Genomic DNA, 16,009 nt, shown 5'->3' on the forward strand with positions numbered 1-16,009 from the left:
CCCCGTCTGCAACAGCGCAATCAATGCTGTTGAAAATCACTTGCAACAGTTAGACGGGTGGCCTTGCTGCATCTCACAAAAGAAAATCGGATTTTTTCAGCGCAGGATCAAAAGCCTGTCCGAAAGACGGATCAGCGTGCCCCCGCTCAGCCGCGCCAGATCCGCCATGGCCGAGGCCGGATCGCGCGTGTCATAACCACCGCTGACCTTCAGCGCCGCCAGCCGGGGATTGGCCAGAATGATCCAGCCGCGATGATAGCGCCGCAGATCCTGCACCACATCGCCCAGCCGCGCCTGCGAGAAGAACAGCCGATGATCGAGCCAGGCGAAGGTGATGTCGGCAGGCGCCGCGTGCACCGGCAGGAAACCATCGGCGTAGCCGCCGGTCTGGCCCGCCGTCAGATGCTGCTCGGGCCCGGCGCCATCGGGGCGCAGGGCCACCTCGCCCTGCTCCACCGCGACACGGACGGCATCGCCCGCCTTCTCGACCGAAAAGCGCGTGCCGATATCGCGCACCACGATCCGCCCCGCCGCGACACGGAAGGCGCGCGGGGCACCACCGGCATCCTTGCCCACAGCGAAAAAGGCACGGCCATCGCGCAGCACCATGCGCCGCTCGGTGGCGGTGTAGGCGACATCGACCGCCGCGCCGCTGTCCAGCACCAGCTTTGTCCCGTCGTCGAGTTGCGCCACCTCCTGCCCGCCGATGGTCGCCGCATGGCTGGCGGGCAGGCGCCATGGCAGCCCCGCCAGACGCATCCCGCCCGAACCGACGAGCAACAGCAAGGCCACCGAGGCGGCGACCTGCATCAGTGGGCGCATCGCACGGCGCTTTGCTTCCGGCTGCGTGGCCAGCGCCGCCACGAAAGCGGGCGCGGCCCAGACCGCCTGCACGCGCGCATAGGCCCGCGCATGCTCCGGATCGCTGTTACGCCACTGCGTGAAGGCAGGATCGGCGGCATCCGCGCGCCCGGCCTGATGGCGCAGGAACCAGTCAAGCGCCTCGCTCTCGGCCTGTTGTTGGGTCATCGGGTGGGCGGCTCCGTCTGGTCCTGAGCGTATGACGCGCGGAGGCATGCTGTCTCACAAGCGATCACAGCTCGATCTCCGAGGTCTGGGCGATGATGGCGGCCATGGCAGCCTTGATGTCATTGTAGACGGTGCCGGTCGAACAGCCCAGATGGGCCGCGATCCGGGGGTGCGACCAGCCCTGCAGGCGGTTGAGCGTCAGGGCCTGGCGCTGCCTGTCCGGCAGGGTGGCCAGCGCGGCCTCGAAAGCGGCCTTGCGCTGCTGCGCGATCAGCGCTTGTTCGGCGGAAGGTTCGGGGCTGGCCACCGCCATGGCTTCCGGACTGTCGATCGGCATGCCGCTGATCCTTTCGCGTGTCGCGCCACGACGCAGGGCATCGATCGACAGATTGCCCGCCACCCGGAACAGATAGGCGCGCAGATTGCCGATCTTCTCGCTGTCATGGCTGGCGATGACACGGATCATGGCTTCCTGAACGATGTCCTCGCAATCATTGGCCGCGCCGAAGCGCCGCTGCACGAAGGACAGCAGGGCGCTTTTGTGATGGATGACATCGGAAGGCGGGTGATCGGACAGGACGGCAACTCTTGGGCAGGTCAGGCGCGAGAAGGCATGGAATGACGCTTGCCTTAGAGATATTGAGAGTTATTCGCAATACTTGCGTGATATGGAGAAAGGAGCGTTCGAAGAAGGAGGCCTCAACGCTCGCGGAAGGCCTCGCCTGACAGGCGGGTGAAGGGGGTGAGCAGGTAACGCATGATCGAGCGCTTATCACCGATCAGGTTCACATCGGCAACCATCCCCGGCCCGATCGGCAAAGGCGCGCCATCCGGCCCGCGCAGCGCCCCGGCCTGCACGCTGACCCGCACGGTGTAATGCGCCTCACCGGTGCGTTCCTCCACGGTGGCGTCCGGCGAGATATCGCTGACCTTACCCTCCAGCCCGCCATAGACCGAATAGTCATAGGCGGTGATCTTCACCAGAGCGCGCTGCCCCTTGCGCACGAAGGCGATGTCTTCCGGCTTGACCGAAGCCTCGACTGTCAGCGCGCTGTCGGAGGGCACCAGTTCGAGCAAGGGCTCGCCCGCCCGCACCGATCCGCCCAATGTGGTGAACAGCAGGCGGTTGATCCGCCCCGCCATGGGCGCGCGCACCACAGTGCGCTGCGCCTTGTCCGCCAGCGCGGGCAAGGCATTCTGGCGCGAGGACAATTCGCCTTGAGCCGCCGCCAGATCGGTGGCGGCATGGGCGCGCCATTCCTGACGCTGCTGCCCCATGCTGGCGCGCGCCTCGGCCAGAGCGGCACGGGCGCGCTGGGCCTGAGCCGCGGCAGCGTCAGCTTCGCTTTGCGCGGCCAGAGCGGCATTGCGGGTCTGCACCAGGGACAGGCGTGGCTCGATGCCCTTCTCGACCAGCGGGCGCAGCACCTCTGCCTGCTCCTTGGCGGTGTCGCGCTGAGCCAGCTTTGCGGCGTGGGTGGCGTCGGCCTCGGCGATGGCGCGCTGGGCCTGCGCCACGCGCGCCTCCGCGGTGGCCATGGTCCCGGCCAGTTCCGCCTGACGAGCGGCATAGGCCGCCTGTTCGCGGGCCATGGCTTCACCCGTAGCGCCGGGCGCGAAATGCGGGGCGCCACCAGCCACTTCGGCGGCCAGACGGGCGGTGCGCGCCTTCAGCGCATCCACCGTCGCCTCGCCGCTGCCCAGCTCGGCGGCGCTGGCGGTGCGATCGAGCTGGATCAGCGGCGCCCCCGCCGCCACATCCATGCCCGGCTTCACCAGAATGGCGGCCATGATCCCGCCCTCCAGGTTGGAGACGGTCTGCAGCCGCGCGGTGGGGATCACGCGCCCCTGCCCATGCACGGTGCGATCCAATTGGGTAAAACAGGCCCAAAGGATCGCCAGCGCGAAAAAGCCCGCGATGCACCACAGCAGCAGGTTCGATGCGGCGCTGGGGCGGATGCGCGCGGCGCGGTCTTCAAGATGCATCATGCCGCCACCTGCGCGATCCGGGTCAGCACCGCATCACGCGGACCATCGGCCACCACGCGCCCGCCTTCGAGCAGGATGATCCGGTCCACCAGCTTAAGCAGCGAGGGTCGATGGGTAATCAGCATCAGGGTACGGCCCTTCAATTCCTGCTCCAGCCGGGCGATCAGCGCAGCTTCGCCGCCGACATCCATGGCGCTGGCCGGCTCATCGAAGATCAGCATCGGCGGTTGCCCGGCCAGCGCGCGCGCCAGAGCGATGGATTGCCGCTGACCGCCCGACAGGCTGTCCCCCCGGTCGCCCAGCTTCAGATCATAGCCATTGGCCATGCGCCCGATAAACTCATGCGCACCCGAAACGCGGGCCAGACGGAGCAGCTCATCATCAGCGATGGCCCGATCCAGCACGATGTTGTCGCGTACCGTTCCGGTAAACAGAACGCTCTCCTGCAAGGCCGCGCCGATCTGGCTACGCAGGAAGCCGATGTCGATCTGTGCCAGATCGGTGCCATCAATGCGCACCATGCCTTCGGTAGGCGGATAAAGCCCGAGAGCCATGCGCGCGATGGTCGACTTGCCCGAGCCGACGCGCCCCAGCAGCGCCACATGCTCGCCCGGGCGGATCGCGAAACTGACCTCGCTCAGCACCTTTTCAGCAGCGCCGGGGTAACGGAAGGACACATTGCGGAACTCGATCCCGCCCTCGATGCGGGCAGGGCGCAAGGGCTCGCCCTCGCCGCCTTCGACCGGCATCGCCATCATCGCATCCAGCTGGCGATAGGCGGTGCGCGTCGCCGTCAGCCGCGAGAGCAATTGCGCGATCTGCCCCAGCGGCGCCACCGCCCGCCCGCCCAGCAGCGAACAGGCGATCAGCGCGCCCGAGGTCAACTGATGCGCCGCGATCATCGACACACCCAGAATGATCACGCCCGCATAGGATATGGTCTGCGCCGAAGTGGCGATGTTCACCCCAATGGCCCCCACCAGCCGCTGCCGCAGCGAGGATTGCGCATGATGATCGATCGCCGCCAGCCATCGCCGCCCCATCAAGCCGCCCGCGCCGCTGGTCTTCACCGTCTCGATGGCGCCGATGGTCTCGACCAGCACCGATTGCTTGGCCAGCCCTTCGCCCATCGATTTGGCCGAGAGCCGATCCAGCGCCGGATAGGTCGCCAGCCCCGCAAGGATCACCAAAGGCACCATCGCCAGAGGCACCAGCACCACCCAGCCGCCCATCGCCGCAATCACCAGCAAGGTCAGCGCGATAAAGGGCACATCGACCAGAGCCGTCATGGTGGCCGAGGCGAAGAAGTCCCGCAACGTCTCCAACTCGCGCATCATCGCCGCCAGCGATCCGGTCGAACCCTTGCGCAGATCCAGCCGCAGCGCCAGCAGCCGCGCGAAAGCCGCGCCGCCCAGCTTGCGGTCAATGTCCATCCCCGCCATGTCGACAAAATAGGACCGCAAGGACCGCAACACGAAATCGAACACCACGACGATAGCAAGGCCGATGCTCAGCCCGATCAGCGAGGCGGTGGCATTGTTGGGCACCACCCGGTCGTAAACCGTCATCGAAAACAGCGACGAGCCCAGCCCGAACAGGTTGATCATCCCCGCCGCCAGCGCGACTTTCAGATAGATCGCCTTGTTCTCCAGCATCGGCTGGAACAGCCATGGGGCAAAGCGGGGGTGGGCAGGCGCGATCTCGATCTCGCTTGTCATCGGGTCATCCGTTCCATGGCGGAGGCAAGCCCCAGCGCGGGCAGCAGACGGCCCGTGCGGGAGAGCAGAACATAGTGGGCCGCATCGCGCTGCGAGAGCGCCTCGATATAGGCGGCGGCGGCGTCGAACATGGCGGTGTTGGAGGCCAACACATCGAAAAGATCCCCGCGCGACACGCGGAACCTCTCGGCCAGCACATCGCGTGAACGACGCGCGGCGATATAGCTGACCCGCAAGGCGGCAATCTGCTCGTTCAAAGCATCAAGGTCGGAACGGGCGATGGCGGCATCGCGCGCGGCTTCCTCGCGCACGCGGTCGGCGCGGGCATGGGCGGCGCTGGCGCGGGCATCGGCCTGATGGGCATGCGCGCCCGCGCCAAAGGAAAAACGGTAATTAAGCGAGACGCGCGCCCGCACATCGTAATTCTGCTCGTTCTCGAACACGCCATAGCGGCCCGCATCCATGCCTGCGCTGACCCGGGGCAGCAGATCGGCATGGGCAGCCCGCGCATCCTTGCGACTGCCCGCAGCCTGAGCCTGAGCGCCCTGAACCGCAGGGCTGTCATCGGCCGCCTCGCGCGCGGCGACGCCATCAGCGGGGGCATCGCCCAACAGGGGTGCGCGCTCCAGGGCGCCGGGCGGCGGAGCTCCGGTCAATTGGCCGAAGCGCGCCTCGGCATTGGCCAACTGGCGACGATATCCAGCCAGACGTGTGGCGATGGACGCCGCCACGCTGTCCATCCGCGCCACATCGGTGGAGGCCGAGGCGCCGCGTTCGATGCGTTCGGCCAGAGCCTCGCGCATCATGGCGATTTCCCCGGCATAGCTGCTATCGAGCTGCACCAGCGTGCGCCCGGCATAGATGTCATACCAGGCGGCGATGGCGCGCAGGGCGATATCCTCGACCGCGCTGTACACCCCGGCTGCCGCCGCGCGCAGACGATCACCGGCCGCGCCGATGCGGCGGTTGCTGGCCCCGCCATCGAAGAGCGGCTGATCCAGCGAGACTGTGACATCGCTGCGTTGCGGCGCGCGCAGGCGCTCGATCACATAATTGGGATCATTGTCGAACTGGCGCGACAGGGTGCGATAGCTTGAAAGCCCCAGCGTCACCGTGGGCAGGCGGGCGGCGCGCGCCTCGCTGCGGGCGGCGCGGGCTTCCTCTCCGGCGGCCTGCGCCTCGGCCAGCGCCGGGTTGCGGGCCACCGCTTCGGCCAGCGCCTGGCGGAAAGGATCGGCGGCGCCCGCCGCCTCGCCCAGGGCCAGCACAGGATCGCGCTCCGGATCGATGGCCAGCGGATCGCCCTGAGGTGCGGGCAGGGCACGCAACCCGCCCTGCGCCAGCGCAGGCCCCGCCCCGCACAGCAGCAATGCCCCGGCCAGGGGGCATGACACGATCCTCAAAGACACACGCATGGAAGGGAAAGATCCTTGGCGGGGCTGCCCATGCCCCGAACGGGTCGGGGCCCTAGCTTCTGGCCGAGCGGTCTGTCCAGACCTATCGCAAGACAATTCGTCGCAAAATTTGCATTAAAAATGAAATATATAAAATAAATGACGAATAATTTTTGAACGTAACAGTTATGACTTATTTCATTTCTAGCAATTGCCGGTCAATCGGAGGTGCGACCGATGCGACATCGCAGTTTGTACAGTTTTGAGGTGACATGATCTGGATTATATAAGTTTTTTATCCAGACAATATCCACATTACCTTTCCCATCATGATGCTGTGCAGGATTAAGACCTTGCGCGGTCATGGATGACGGCTGCCTGTCGCAATCAGCACCCCCGCCTGTCTTTGGGCTATTCAGGGGTTCTTCATGCCTACGTCGGTTTTCATCAATGAGTTCCATTACGACAACCTCGGCACCGATGAGAATGAGGCGATTGAAATCGCCGGCATTCCCGGCACAGATCTGACCGGCTGGAAGATCTATCTCTACGATGGCGGCACCACTGCCAGCGCAGCCCTTGCCGCCAAGGTCTATGGCACCTCCACCACCAACCCCACCGTGCTGAGCGGCGTGCTGGTCGACAAGGGCAGCGGTCTGGGCACGATGCTGGTCAGCTACCCCGTCAATGGCCTTCAGAACGGTTCGCCCGATGGCTTCGCGCTGGTCAACCCGCAGGGGCAGGTCGTTCAGTTCCTGTCCTATGAAGGCGTGATGACCGCAGCCGATGGCCCCGCCGCCGGGATGACCAGCACCGATGTCGGCCAGCAGGAAGCCTCCAGCGCGCCGCTGGGCACCTCGCTGCAGCTCACCGGCAGCGGCAGCTATTACGAGGATTTCACCTGGGCGCCCTCGGCCACCAGCACCTATGACGCCATCAACAACGGTCAGGCCTACACTGCGCCCGCCGGCACCGGCACGCCGACAACGCCGAGCGCCACACTTTCCATCGCCGCCATCACCGCCAGCCAGAACGAAGGCGCTCCGGGCGACAGCACCGTCTTCAGCTTCACCGTCACCCGCAGCGATGGCGATGGCACCGCCAGCGTGAACTATGCCGTCACCGGCGCGGCGACCAACGGCGCCAATGCGGCCGATTTCGGCGGCACGCTGCCCTCGGGCACCCTCTCCTTCGCCGCTGGCGAGACCCAGAAGACCATCACCGTCACCGTCACCGGCGATCATGCGATGGAAAATGACGAAGGCTTCGTGGTGACGCTCAGCGGCGCGCAGAACGCCACCATCGCCACCGCTTCGGCCACCGCCACGATTGTGAACGACGATCACGCCGGGGCGCTTTCCATCGCCGATGCCAGCGTGAGCGAGGGCAACAGCGGCGCCACCGATCTGCATTTCACCGTCACCCGCGCGGGCGGCAGCGATGGCGCGGTGTCGGCCACATGGACCGTCAACCTCAACGGTAGCGCCACGGCGGATGACCTGACCGGCTCCACCACCGGCACCGTCACCTTCGCCGACGGCGCCACCACCGCCGATGTGGTGGTGCATGTGCAGGGCGACACGAGCTATGAAACCGACGAGACCTTCGGCATCACGCTGAGCGCGCCCACCGGCGGCGCCACCATCGCCCAGGCCACCGCCACCGGCACCATCCTGAACGACGATGCCGCCCCGGCGGCAGGCGCGATCTCGATCGCCGATGCCTCGATCGTCGAGGGCAACAGCGGCATCCAGTCGATGGAATTCGTGCTGACGCGTGACAGCGGCAGCACCGGCGCCGTCACCGTGGATTACACGCTGGCGCTGGGCACGGCGAGTGCCGCCGATCTCGACCCCAATCAGGCCTACAGCGGCACCATCACCTTCGCCGCGGGGCAGACCACCGCCACGCTGTTGGTGGGCATCGTGGGCGACACGGTGATCGAGCCCAACGAGACCTTCACCGTCAACCTCAGCAATGCCACCGGCGGCGCGGTAATCACCGATGCGCAGGCGGTGGGCACCATCACCGACAATGACCCCACCAGCGTGGTCTTCATCAACGAGCTGCATTACGACAATGTCGGCACCGACAGCGGCGAGGCCATCGAACTGGCGGGCCCGGCGGGCACCGACCTGACGGGCTGGACGCTGGTGCTCTACAACGGCACCAGCGGCGCGGCCTACAGCACCCGCGCGCTGACCGGCGTGATCCCCGATCAGGACCATGGCTATGGCACGGTGACCTTCGCCTATGCCGCCAACGGCATCCAGAACGGGTCGCCCAGCGGCATGGCTCTGGTCGACGCCAGCGGCCATGTGGTGCAGTTCCTCTCCTATGAAGGCACGATGACCGCCAAGGGCGGCGCGGCCGACGGCATGACCAGCACCGACATCGGCGTGTCGGAAACCTCGGTCACCACCGGCTATTCGCTTCAGCTGTCGGGCACGGGCTCGAACTATGGCGATTTCACCTGGCAGAACGCCGCGCAGAACACCTTCGGCACCATGCCCGCGGCGGGCGCCAGCGGCAGCGGCGCGATCAACACCGGCCAGAGCTTCCTGCCCGCCACCGGCACCAGCTTTTTCAGCGTCACCGACACCAAGATCAACGAGGGCAACAGCGGCGTCACCCCGCTGACCTTCACCGTCACCCGCGCGGGCGGTTCGGCCTCGGCGGCCAGCGTCGACTATCATATCGATCTGGGCACGGTCTCGGCGGATGACATCGCCGCCACCCCGCTCTCGGGCACGCTGACCTTCGGCGTGGGCGAAGTGGCCAAGACCATCACCATCGGCGTGATCGGCGACACGGTGGGCGAGAACAACGAGACGCTCTCGCTGACGCTGAGCAATCCGGTGGGCGATGCGCAGATCAACCATGCCAGCGCCACCGGCACGATCCTGAACGACGATCCCATCGAACTGGCGATCTACCAGATCCAGGGCGCGGCCCATACCTCGCCCGTGGTCGGCCAGACGGTGAGCACCACCGGCATCGTCACGGCGGTGAACGGCACCAGCTTCTGGATCCAGGACCCCACCAGCCACCGCGAGACCGGCGCTTCGGACGCCATTCAGGTCTTCGTGGGCAGCGCCCCCTCCGTGGCCGTGGGCGATGCAGTGCAGGTTTCGGGCGTGGTCACCGAGTTCCAGCCCGCCGCCGGTTCGCTGACCGTCACCGAGATCAACACGCCCACCGTCACCGTGGTCTCGCATGACAATGCGCTGCCCACCGCCATCGTGATCGGCGTGGACGGCATTCTGCCCCCCACCAATGTCATCGATGACGATGGCATGACCTCCTACGATCCGCAGCACGACGGCATCGATTTCTACGAATCGCTCGAAGGCATGCTGGTGACGGTGGAAACGCCGATCGTGGTCGGGCCCACCTCCGGCAAGAACACCTATGTCGTCGCCTCGGCGGGCGAGGGCGCGACCAATATGAACGATCGCGGCGGCATCACGCTTTCGGGCACCGATGCCGCGCCCGAACGCATCCAGATCTATGCCGATAACGCAGTGCTGCCCGGCTATGTGCCCAACCACACGCTGGGCGATGTGCTGAACAATGTGACGGGCATCCTCACCTATTACAACTCGCCCGAACTGCTGCCGACGCAGGCCGTCACCACGCTGGTCGACAAGGAGACCACGCAGGAGGTAACCGCGCTGAAGGGCGATGCCGATCATCTCTCCATCGCCAGCTTCAACATGGAGAATGCCGATCCCACCGATCCGCAGGCCAAGTTCGACGCCATCGGCAAGGAAGTGGTGGACAATCTGGGCTCACCCGACATCATCGGCGCTCAGGAAATTCAGGACGCCGATGGCGCGGGCAGCGGCAGCGACCTGTCGGGCGCCGCGACGGCCCAGAAGGTGATCGACGCCATCGTCGCGGCGGGTGGCCCCACCTATGTCTATGTCGAAATCGCCCCCACCGTGGCTGGCAGCACCGGCGGCGAGCCGGGCGGCAACATCCGCAACGGCTTCTTCTACAACCCCGAGCGCGTGACCTATGTCGAGGGCAGCGCGGAGCTGGTGCCCGGCGCGGCCTTCACCGGCAGCCGCAGCCCGCTGGCGGCGGAATTCCAGTTCAACGGCCAGACGGTGACGGTGATCGACGTTCACTCCACCTCGCGCGGGGGATCGGAATCGGCCTGGGGCGCGGATCAGCCCGCCACGCAGGCGGGGGATTCCTCGCGCACGGCGCAGGCCGAGGCGATCAAGGCCTACACCGATGCGCTGCAGGCCGCCGATCCTTCCACCAAGATGGTGATCCTGGGCGATTTCAATGGTTACTATTACGAAACCGCGCTGAGCACCTTCACCAAGGATGGCAGCTTCACCAACCTCTATTCGCTGCTGCCCGAGCAGGAGCGCTATTCCTACCTCTATGAGGGCGCTTCGCAGGCCTTCGACAACATTCTGGTCAGCAACAACCTGACCAGCGGCGCGGCTTTCGACGCGGTGCATGTCAATGCCGAGCAGACCGTGCAGCCCATCACCGACCACGATCAGGTGGTGGCCACCATCTATCTGCCCAGCGCCACCACCCCGCCGGCCAACACCGCCCCCACCGACATCACGCTGACCAACGCCAGCGTGGCCGAGAACCTGCCGGCGGGCACCGTGGTCGGCACGGCGGCGGCTGTCGATGCCGAGGGCGGCGCGATGGCCTATGCGCTGGCCGACAACGCCAGGGGCCTCTTCGCCATCGATGCCGTCACAGGCGTCATCACCACCACGACGGCCCTCGATCACGAGACACTGGCCAGCGCCAGCATCACCATCTCGACCACCGACAGCGGCGGGTTGAGCTTCAGCAAGACGGTCGCCATCGCCATCAGCGATGTGAACGAAGCCCCTGCCCGCGTGACCATCAGCAATGCCACGGTGGTCGAAAATGCGGTCGGCGGCACGGTGATCGGCACGCTCGACGGGCATGATCCCGATGCGAACAGCACGCTGACCTATGCGCTGGCCACCGCCGACAGCCGCTTTGTCATTCAGGACAACAAGCTGCTGGTCGCGGCGAGCGCCAACATCGATTACGAGGCGCAGCACAGCATCAGCCTCGATATCACCGCCACCGATCAGGGCGGGCTGCACACCACCTCCACCATCACGCTGGCGGTGCAGGATGTGGCCGAGACGTTCGGCGGCTCCGCCGGCAACGATACGATCCTGGGCGATGCCGGCAACAATGTGATCGATGCGGGCGCGGGCAATGACACGGTCAGCCCCGGTCTGGGCATCGACACGATCACGCTGGGCGCGGGCGCCGATACGGTGCGCGGGCTGCTGGCCGAACTGCTGGGCGACACCATCACCGATTTCGGCAGGGAAGATCGCATCCAGATCCAAAACAGCGATTTCCATCGTTCGGATTTCACCGTTTCGGGAACGGGTGCGGCCACCACGCTGGGCTTTGTCGGCGGTTCGATGGCGCTGACCGGCGGTCTGGCGGGCGGCGATGTGATGGTCGCCCATTCGGGCAATGATACGGTGGTGACGTTCCATGCCTATCTGGCCGCGCTGACCGAAAACACCGCTGTTTCCAGCAGCGCGATCAACGGCATCACCAATCAGGCCTATCTGAGCGGCGACACCTCCAACGCCTTCACCGTCAATGTGGAAGCGATGAGCGGGGCCGCTTATCACAACACCGTGGGGGTCTATGAGGTGGATAGCGCCACTGGCGCGATCTCCGATGTGCGCATCATCGCCGGGGATGCCAAGAATGCCGCCAGCGCGATCAGCGTCACCGGCGTGGAGGCCGGGCACCAGCTGGGCTTCTTCCTTGTGCAGGATGGCGCCAGCACGCTGGGTTCGGCGTTGAGCAGCACCAATCTGTCGATCGTCAGCCAGAACGGCCATCTGGCGCTGGCCAACAATGGCACGGCGATCAGCGGGGCGACGACCTTCTTCTCGACCTCGGCCGCGGCCAATGTCGACGGGGTGCAGCATGTGCTGTCAGGCGTGGCGAATGATGGATCGGGCACGATCCGCATCGGCTTCGAAGATCTGCTGCGCAGCGGATCGCAGAGCGACGACGACTTCCAGGATGTGGTGCTGCATGTGACGGCGGTGCCTCAGGCGCATGCAGCCGTGCTGGAAACGGCTGTGCTGCACGGGTGATCCCGGCGTAAAATACAGAAGGTGGCACCGGTTGGCTTGCGCCGCCGGCGCCACTTTTTGTCAAGCTCTCTGGCCTGGCCGACGCCACCAGCCTCAGGCCCCTGTTGCCCGGTCAGCACGCCTGGCACAGATCAGGGTTGAGATCGGGCATCGAGCGAGAGCACAGAGGCGGCATAACGCTTCAGCATCTGATCGAAGAAACCCGCCTTGCTGCCGAAGGCGGCGTCAAAGCTGGGCGGCTGGCCGACCGCCGTCCGGATCTGGTCAAGGCGGTGATCGCCATCGGGCCGATGGGGCCGCCCTTCGCCACCATCCCCGCATGGGTCAGGCATTGGCCTGAAACCTGCCGCGGATTCAGCGAAATCAGAGCGATACTCCCGCCGTGGACTGGCGGACCACCAGAGCAGGATCGAGGATCACCCTGCGGCTTCTCTCGCCATCGGCCTCCATGCGGCGGATCACGCCATCCACGGCTTCGATCGCCATATCCTCGATGGGGATCTCCACCGTGGTGAGCGGCGGCGTGCTGAGCTGCGCCCATGGAATATCGTCCATGCCCATCACCGAAACATCGTCCGGCACACGCTTGCCCATGGCCTGAAGGCATCGGATCACGCCGATGGCGATCATATCGCCGCCGGTGATGATGGCGGTAACGTTCTGGCTCTCCAGAGCCTGCCGCACCGAGGGTTCCAGATCGCGCGAATAGCCGGTCTCGACATGGAAAATCACATCGCCCTGCCCCGCGATGCGCTCCAGCGCGCCTCTGCAGCGGTCGGCCATGCTGCGGATGCTGCAGGGGCCCGAGACGATGCCGAAGCGGCGATGGCCCAGCTCCAGCAGATGGGCCGCCGCCAGATCGCCTGCCGCCAGATCATCGGCACGCACCGTTTCGAAGCCGGGGATCACCCGATCCAGCACCACCATCGGCACGGAACCGGTGCCCTCCACAGCGGTGTTTTCATCGCGGATGGGAAACCAGATGATGCCGTCGACGCCGTGGCTTTCCAGCGTCTGCATCGCCTTGCGCTCCAACTGCTGATCATCCTCCACGTCGATGACGACCACCGTGTAGCCATGCTGGCGCGCGCGCTGGATCACCGCCTGCACCAGATTGGGGAAGAAGGGATTGGCCAGATCGGGGATGACGAGGCCCAGGGTGCTGCTCTTGCCGGTGCGCACGCTTTTGGCGGCGATGTTCTGGCGATAGCCCAATTCCTCGGCCACCTGCAGGATATGGGCGCGCATCGCCTCGCCCAGCGTGCCGGTGCCGTTGACCGCATAGGAGACGCTGGCCAGCGAGACGCCCGCCCTGGCCGCCACATCCTTCAGCGTGGCCCGTTTCTGGTTCATGCGAGTCCTTTGTCGCGCGGGCGGTGTTTGCCGGCAAAAAGACTGTAGCGGTTTTGATGTGAAGAAGGCAAAAAATTTCATGAAATAATTCGACGCGAGTCGGATGGGGTCGCAAGGGAGAGGGCAAATGTCGGCAAACGGGCGCGTGATCGTGCTGGGCAGCATCAACATCGACACGCAGTTGCGCGTGGAGCACTTCCCTCAGCCCGGCGAGACGATCCGGGGCCTGTCGATGCAGACCGGGTTGGGCGGCAAGGGCGCTAATCAGGCGGTGGCGGCATCACGCGCGGGCGCGCGGGCGGCTTTGCACGGGGCGGTGGGGGCCGACGATGCGGTGCTGGAACGACTGGCTGCGCTGGCGCCCGATCTGGATCTGACGGGCGTGACGATCCATCCCGAGGCGGCCACCGGCAGCGCCTGCGTGATGCTGGATGCTTCGAGAGAGAATGCCATCATCGTGATCGGCGGGGCGAATGAAACGGTGTCTTCACCGCAGGGGTTGGTGCCGGACGCCAAGGATATCTGCCTTGCGCAACTGGAAGTTCCGGTGGCGGCCATCGCCGGGTTTTTCCGGCAGGCGCAGGCCGGTGGCGCCAGAACCGTGCTCAACACCGCCCCCGCTTTGCCCGAGGGCCGCGCGCTGTTCGCCCTGAGCGACGTGCTTGTCATGAACGAAACCGAACTGGCCTTCTATGCGGGCGTGATGCCTGACCTGACCGAAGACGCTTTGTCCGATACCGCCAGATCGCTGCTGACCACCCCGTATCAGGCCATCATCATCACGCTGGGCGCCGCCGGAGCGCTGTATGTCAGTGCCGATCATCAAGCCATGCTGCCGGGCCGCAAGGCCGTGCATGTGCAGGATACCACTGGCGCCGGGGACTGCTTCTGCGGCACGCTTTGCGCCAGCCTCGCCGAAGGACTGCCTTTTGCCGCCGCCGTCGCGAGAGCCAACGCCGCCGCCTCGCTTCAGGTCGCGCGGCAGGGCGCGGCAGAGGCCATGCCATGGGTGGATGAGATTGAGGCCGCGCGACAGCCCGACCGCTCCACTTGACAATATGAAACGTTTCACTCAATGATCCGCACAAACGGAAGCCACCAGCACAGGAGAGCCGCTGATGCCGTCTGAAATCGCGCGCGCCGTGCTGGGCATGGCCGGTTTTGGCGGCATGGCATGGCTGCTGTCCGAAACGCGCCACAACTTTCCATGGCGCGGCATGGCGATCGCGCTGGCCTATCAACTGGGCTTTGCCCTGCTGCTCACCCGCGTGCCGCTGATCACCAGCCTGCTGGGCGGTCTCGCCCATGGCGTCGATGCCGTGCAATCCTCGGCCACCGATGGGGCGCGTTTCGTCTTCGGCTATCTGGGCGGCGGGCCGGAGCCCTATCTGCGCGCGCCGGGCGCCACCTCCACCTTTATCTTCGCCTTTCAAGCCCTGCCCGCGATCCTGCTGGTCAGCGCCCTGGCCGCGCTGCTATGGCACTGGCGACTGCTGCAAATTCTGGTGCGCGGCTTCGCATGGATCTTCGGGCGGCTGTTTGGCGTCAGCGGGCCGGTGGGCGTCTCCACCTCGGCCTGCATCTTCCTCGGCATGGTCGAGGCGCCGCTGCTGGTGCGCCCGCTGCTGCCCCGCCTTTCGCGCGGAGAGCTGTTCATCATCATGGTCGATGGCATGTCGGTGATCGCCGGGTCGATGATGATCCTGCTGGGATCGGTGCTGGCCCCGCATATTCCCCATGCCTTCGAGCATCTGCTGACCGCATCGCTGATCAGCACGCCGATGGCGATTGCGCTGGCCCGTTCGATCATCCCGCCCGACAGCGATGCGGAAAACGTGCCGCTCGATCTCTCCAGCCCCTATCGCTCCAGCCTCGATGCGCTGACGACGGGCACGATCAAGGCGATCCAGATGGGCGCCAACATCGTGGCGCTGCTGATCGTGTTTGTCGGCACGGTGGCGCTGGTGAACCGGGGGCTGGCGCTGGTGAGCATCCATGGTCAGCCGCTTTCGCTCGGGCTGATCTTCGGGCAGGCCTTTGCCCCTGCCGCATGGCTGATGGGCGCGCCGATGCAGGATCTGACCACCATCGGCCAGTTGCTGGGTGCCAAGGTGACGATGAATGAGGTCGTCGCCTATGGCCAGCTCGCCGCCCTGCCTGCCGGAGCGCTGACCCCCAAGGGCACGCTGATGGCCACCTATGCGCTGTGCAGCTTCGGCAATATGGGCAGCGTGGCGATCCTGATCGGCATGCTCTCCGCCATCGTGCCCGAAAAATCGGCGCAGATCGTGGCGCTGGGGCCGCGCGCGCTGGCCGCCGCCTTTCTCACCAGTTGCATGACCGCCACCGTGATCGGCCTTCTTTTCACCCTTCTGCCATAGGC

At 65.8% G+C, this 16,009-nt stretch carries 11 protein-coding genes; 4 read left to right on the forward strand and 7 right to left on the reverse strand.

Annotated elements, in window-relative coordinates; translation table 11 throughout:
* Positions 1-96: 96 nt before the first annotated feature.
* On the reverse strand, positions 97-1,029 hold the full coding sequence (locus SR3_RS01255) for a FecR family protein (RefSeq protein WP_068079794.1): 933 nt from the start codon (positions 1,027-1,029) through the stop codon (positions 97-99).
* A 64-nt stretch (positions 1,030-1,093) separates the two neighbouring features.
* Positions 1,094-1,549 (reverse strand): RNA polymerase sigma factor, encoded by a 456-nt coding sequence (locus SR3_RS01260; RefSeq protein WP_068079796.1) that lies wholly within the window; start codon positions 1,547-1,549, stop codon positions 1,094-1,096.
* On the opposite strand from SR3_RS01260, the gene SR3_RS31745 reads away from it, so the two are divergent.
* Complete coding sequence (locus SR3_RS31745) at positions 1,472-1,651, forward strand: hypothetical protein (protein ID WP_169805528.1); 180 nt, start codon at positions 1,472-1,474, stop codon at positions 1,649-1,651. The genes SR3_RS01260 and SR3_RS31745 overlap by 78 nt on opposite strands.
* A 77-nt stretch (positions 1,652-1,728) precedes the next feature.
* Here SR3_RS31745 and SR3_RS01265 read toward each other — a convergent pair whose 3' ends face one another.
* From SR3_RS01265 to SR3_RS01275, 3 genes are read right to left on the reverse strand one after another with little or no spacing between them, the layout of a single operon-like run.
* On the reverse strand, positions 1,729-3,018 hold the full coding sequence (locus SR3_RS01265) for an HlyD family type I secretion periplasmic adaptor subunit (RefSeq protein WP_068079798.1): 1,290 nt from the start codon (positions 3,016-3,018) through the stop codon (positions 1,729-1,731).
* Positions 3,015-4,736 carry an ATP-binding cassette domain-containing protein gene (locus SR3_RS01270; protein ID WP_068079800.1) on the reverse strand — a complete coding sequence of 574 codons (1,722 nt, stop codon included), beginning with the start codon at positions 4,734-4,736 and terminating at the stop codon, positions 3,015-3,017. The genes SR3_RS01265 and SR3_RS01270 overlap by 4 nt, the downstream gene beginning before the upstream one ends.
* The gene (locus SR3_RS01275) at positions 4,733-6,151 is read right to left on the reverse strand and encodes a TolC family protein (protein WP_068079802.1); all 1,419 of its coding nucleotides are present in this window, start codon (positions 6,149-6,151) and stop codon (positions 4,733-4,735) included. The genes SR3_RS01270 and SR3_RS01275 overlap by 4 nt, the downstream gene beginning before the upstream one ends.
* Positions 6,152-6,558: 407 nt before the next feature.
* Between SR3_RS01275 and SR3_RS01280 the strand changes: the two genes are divergently transcribed.
* Positions 6,559-12,273, forward strand: a complete 5,715-nt coding sequence (locus SR3_RS01280) for a Calx-beta domain-containing protein (RefSeq protein ID WP_068079804.1) — start codon at positions 6,559-6,561, stop codon at positions 12,271-12,273.
* 131 nt (positions 12,274-12,404) lie between these two features.
* Here the strand turns inward: SR3_RS01280 and SR3_RS01285 are convergent, their stop codons facing one another.
* Both SR3_RS01285 and SR3_RS01290 read right to left on the reverse strand, forming a co-directional pair.
* Positions 12,405-12,605, reverse strand: a complete 201-nt coding sequence (locus SR3_RS01285; protein WP_068079806.1) for a hypothetical protein — start codon at positions 12,603-12,605, stop codon at positions 12,405-12,407.
* Positions 12,606-12,636: 31 nt separating this feature from the next.
* Positions 12,637-13,626 carry a LacI family DNA-binding transcriptional regulator gene (locus SR3_RS01290; RefSeq protein WP_068079808.1) on the reverse strand — a complete coding sequence of 330 codons (990 nt, stop codon included), beginning with the start codon at positions 13,624-13,626 and terminating at the stop codon, positions 12,637-12,639.
* Positions 13,627-13,753: 127 nt separating this feature from the next.
* Here SR3_RS01290 and SR3_RS01295 point away from each other — a divergent pair, with 127 nt between their 5' ends.
* Both SR3_RS01295 and SR3_RS01300 read left to right on the forward strand, forming a co-directional pair.
* Entirely contained in the window at positions 13,754-14,680 is a 927-nt protein-coding gene (locus tag SR3_RS01295) for a ribokinase (RefSeq protein WP_068079810.1), read from the forward strand.
* Positions 14,681-14,744: 64 nt separating this feature from the next.
* A complete protein-coding gene (locus SR3_RS01300; RefSeq protein ID WP_068079812.1) occupies positions 14,745-16,007 on the forward strand; it encodes a NupC/NupG family nucleoside CNT transporter in 1,263 nt (420 codons plus the stop codon).
* Positions 16,008-16,009 lie beyond the last annotated feature (2 nt).

The sequence above is a fragment of the Novosphingobium rosa NBRC 15208 genome (assembly GCF_001598555.1).
GTDB lineage: Bacteria > Pseudomonadota > Alphaproteobacteria > Sphingomonadales > Sphingomonadaceae > Novosphingobium > Novosphingobium rosa.

Coding starts and splice junctions, on each gene's coding strand:
- SR3_RS31745 (WP_169805528.1), top strand. CDS start 1,472: ATGGCTGGCGATGACACGGATCATGGCTTCCTGAACGATGTCCTCGCA.
- SR3_RS01255 (WP_068079794.1), bottom strand. CDS start 1,029: ATGACCCAACAACAGGCCGAGAGCGAGGCGCTTGACTGGTTCCTGCGC.
- SR3_RS01290 (WP_068079808.1), bottom strand. CDS start 13,626: ATGAACCAGAAACGGGCCACGCTGAAGGATGTGGCGGCCAGGGCGGGC.
- SR3_RS01280 (WP_068079804.1), top strand. CDS start 6,559: ATGCCTACGTCGGTTTTCATCAATGAGTTCCATTACGACAACCTCGGC.
- SR3_RS01285 (WP_068079806.1), bottom strand. CDS start 12,605: ATGCCTGACCCATGCGGGGATGGTGGCGAAGGGCGGCCCCATCGGCCC.
- SR3_RS01270 (WP_068079800.1), bottom strand. CDS start 4,736: ATGACAAGCGAGATCGAGATCGCGCCTGCCCACCCCCGCTTTGCCCCA.
- SR3_RS01300 (WP_068079812.1), top strand. CDS start 14,745: ATGCCGTCTGAAATCGCGCGCGCCGTGCTGGGCATGGCCGGTTTTGGC.
- SR3_RS01275 (WP_068079802.1), bottom strand. CDS start 6,151: ATGCGTGTGTCTTTGAGGATCGTGTCATGCCCCCTGGCCGGGGCATTG.
- SR3_RS01265 (WP_068079798.1), bottom strand. CDS start 3,018: ATGATGCATCTTGAAGACCGCGCCGCGCGCATCCGCCCCAGCGCCGCA.
- SR3_RS01295 (WP_068079810.1), top strand. CDS start 13,754: ATGTCGGCAAACGGGCGCGTGATCGTGCTGGGCAGCATCAACATCGAC.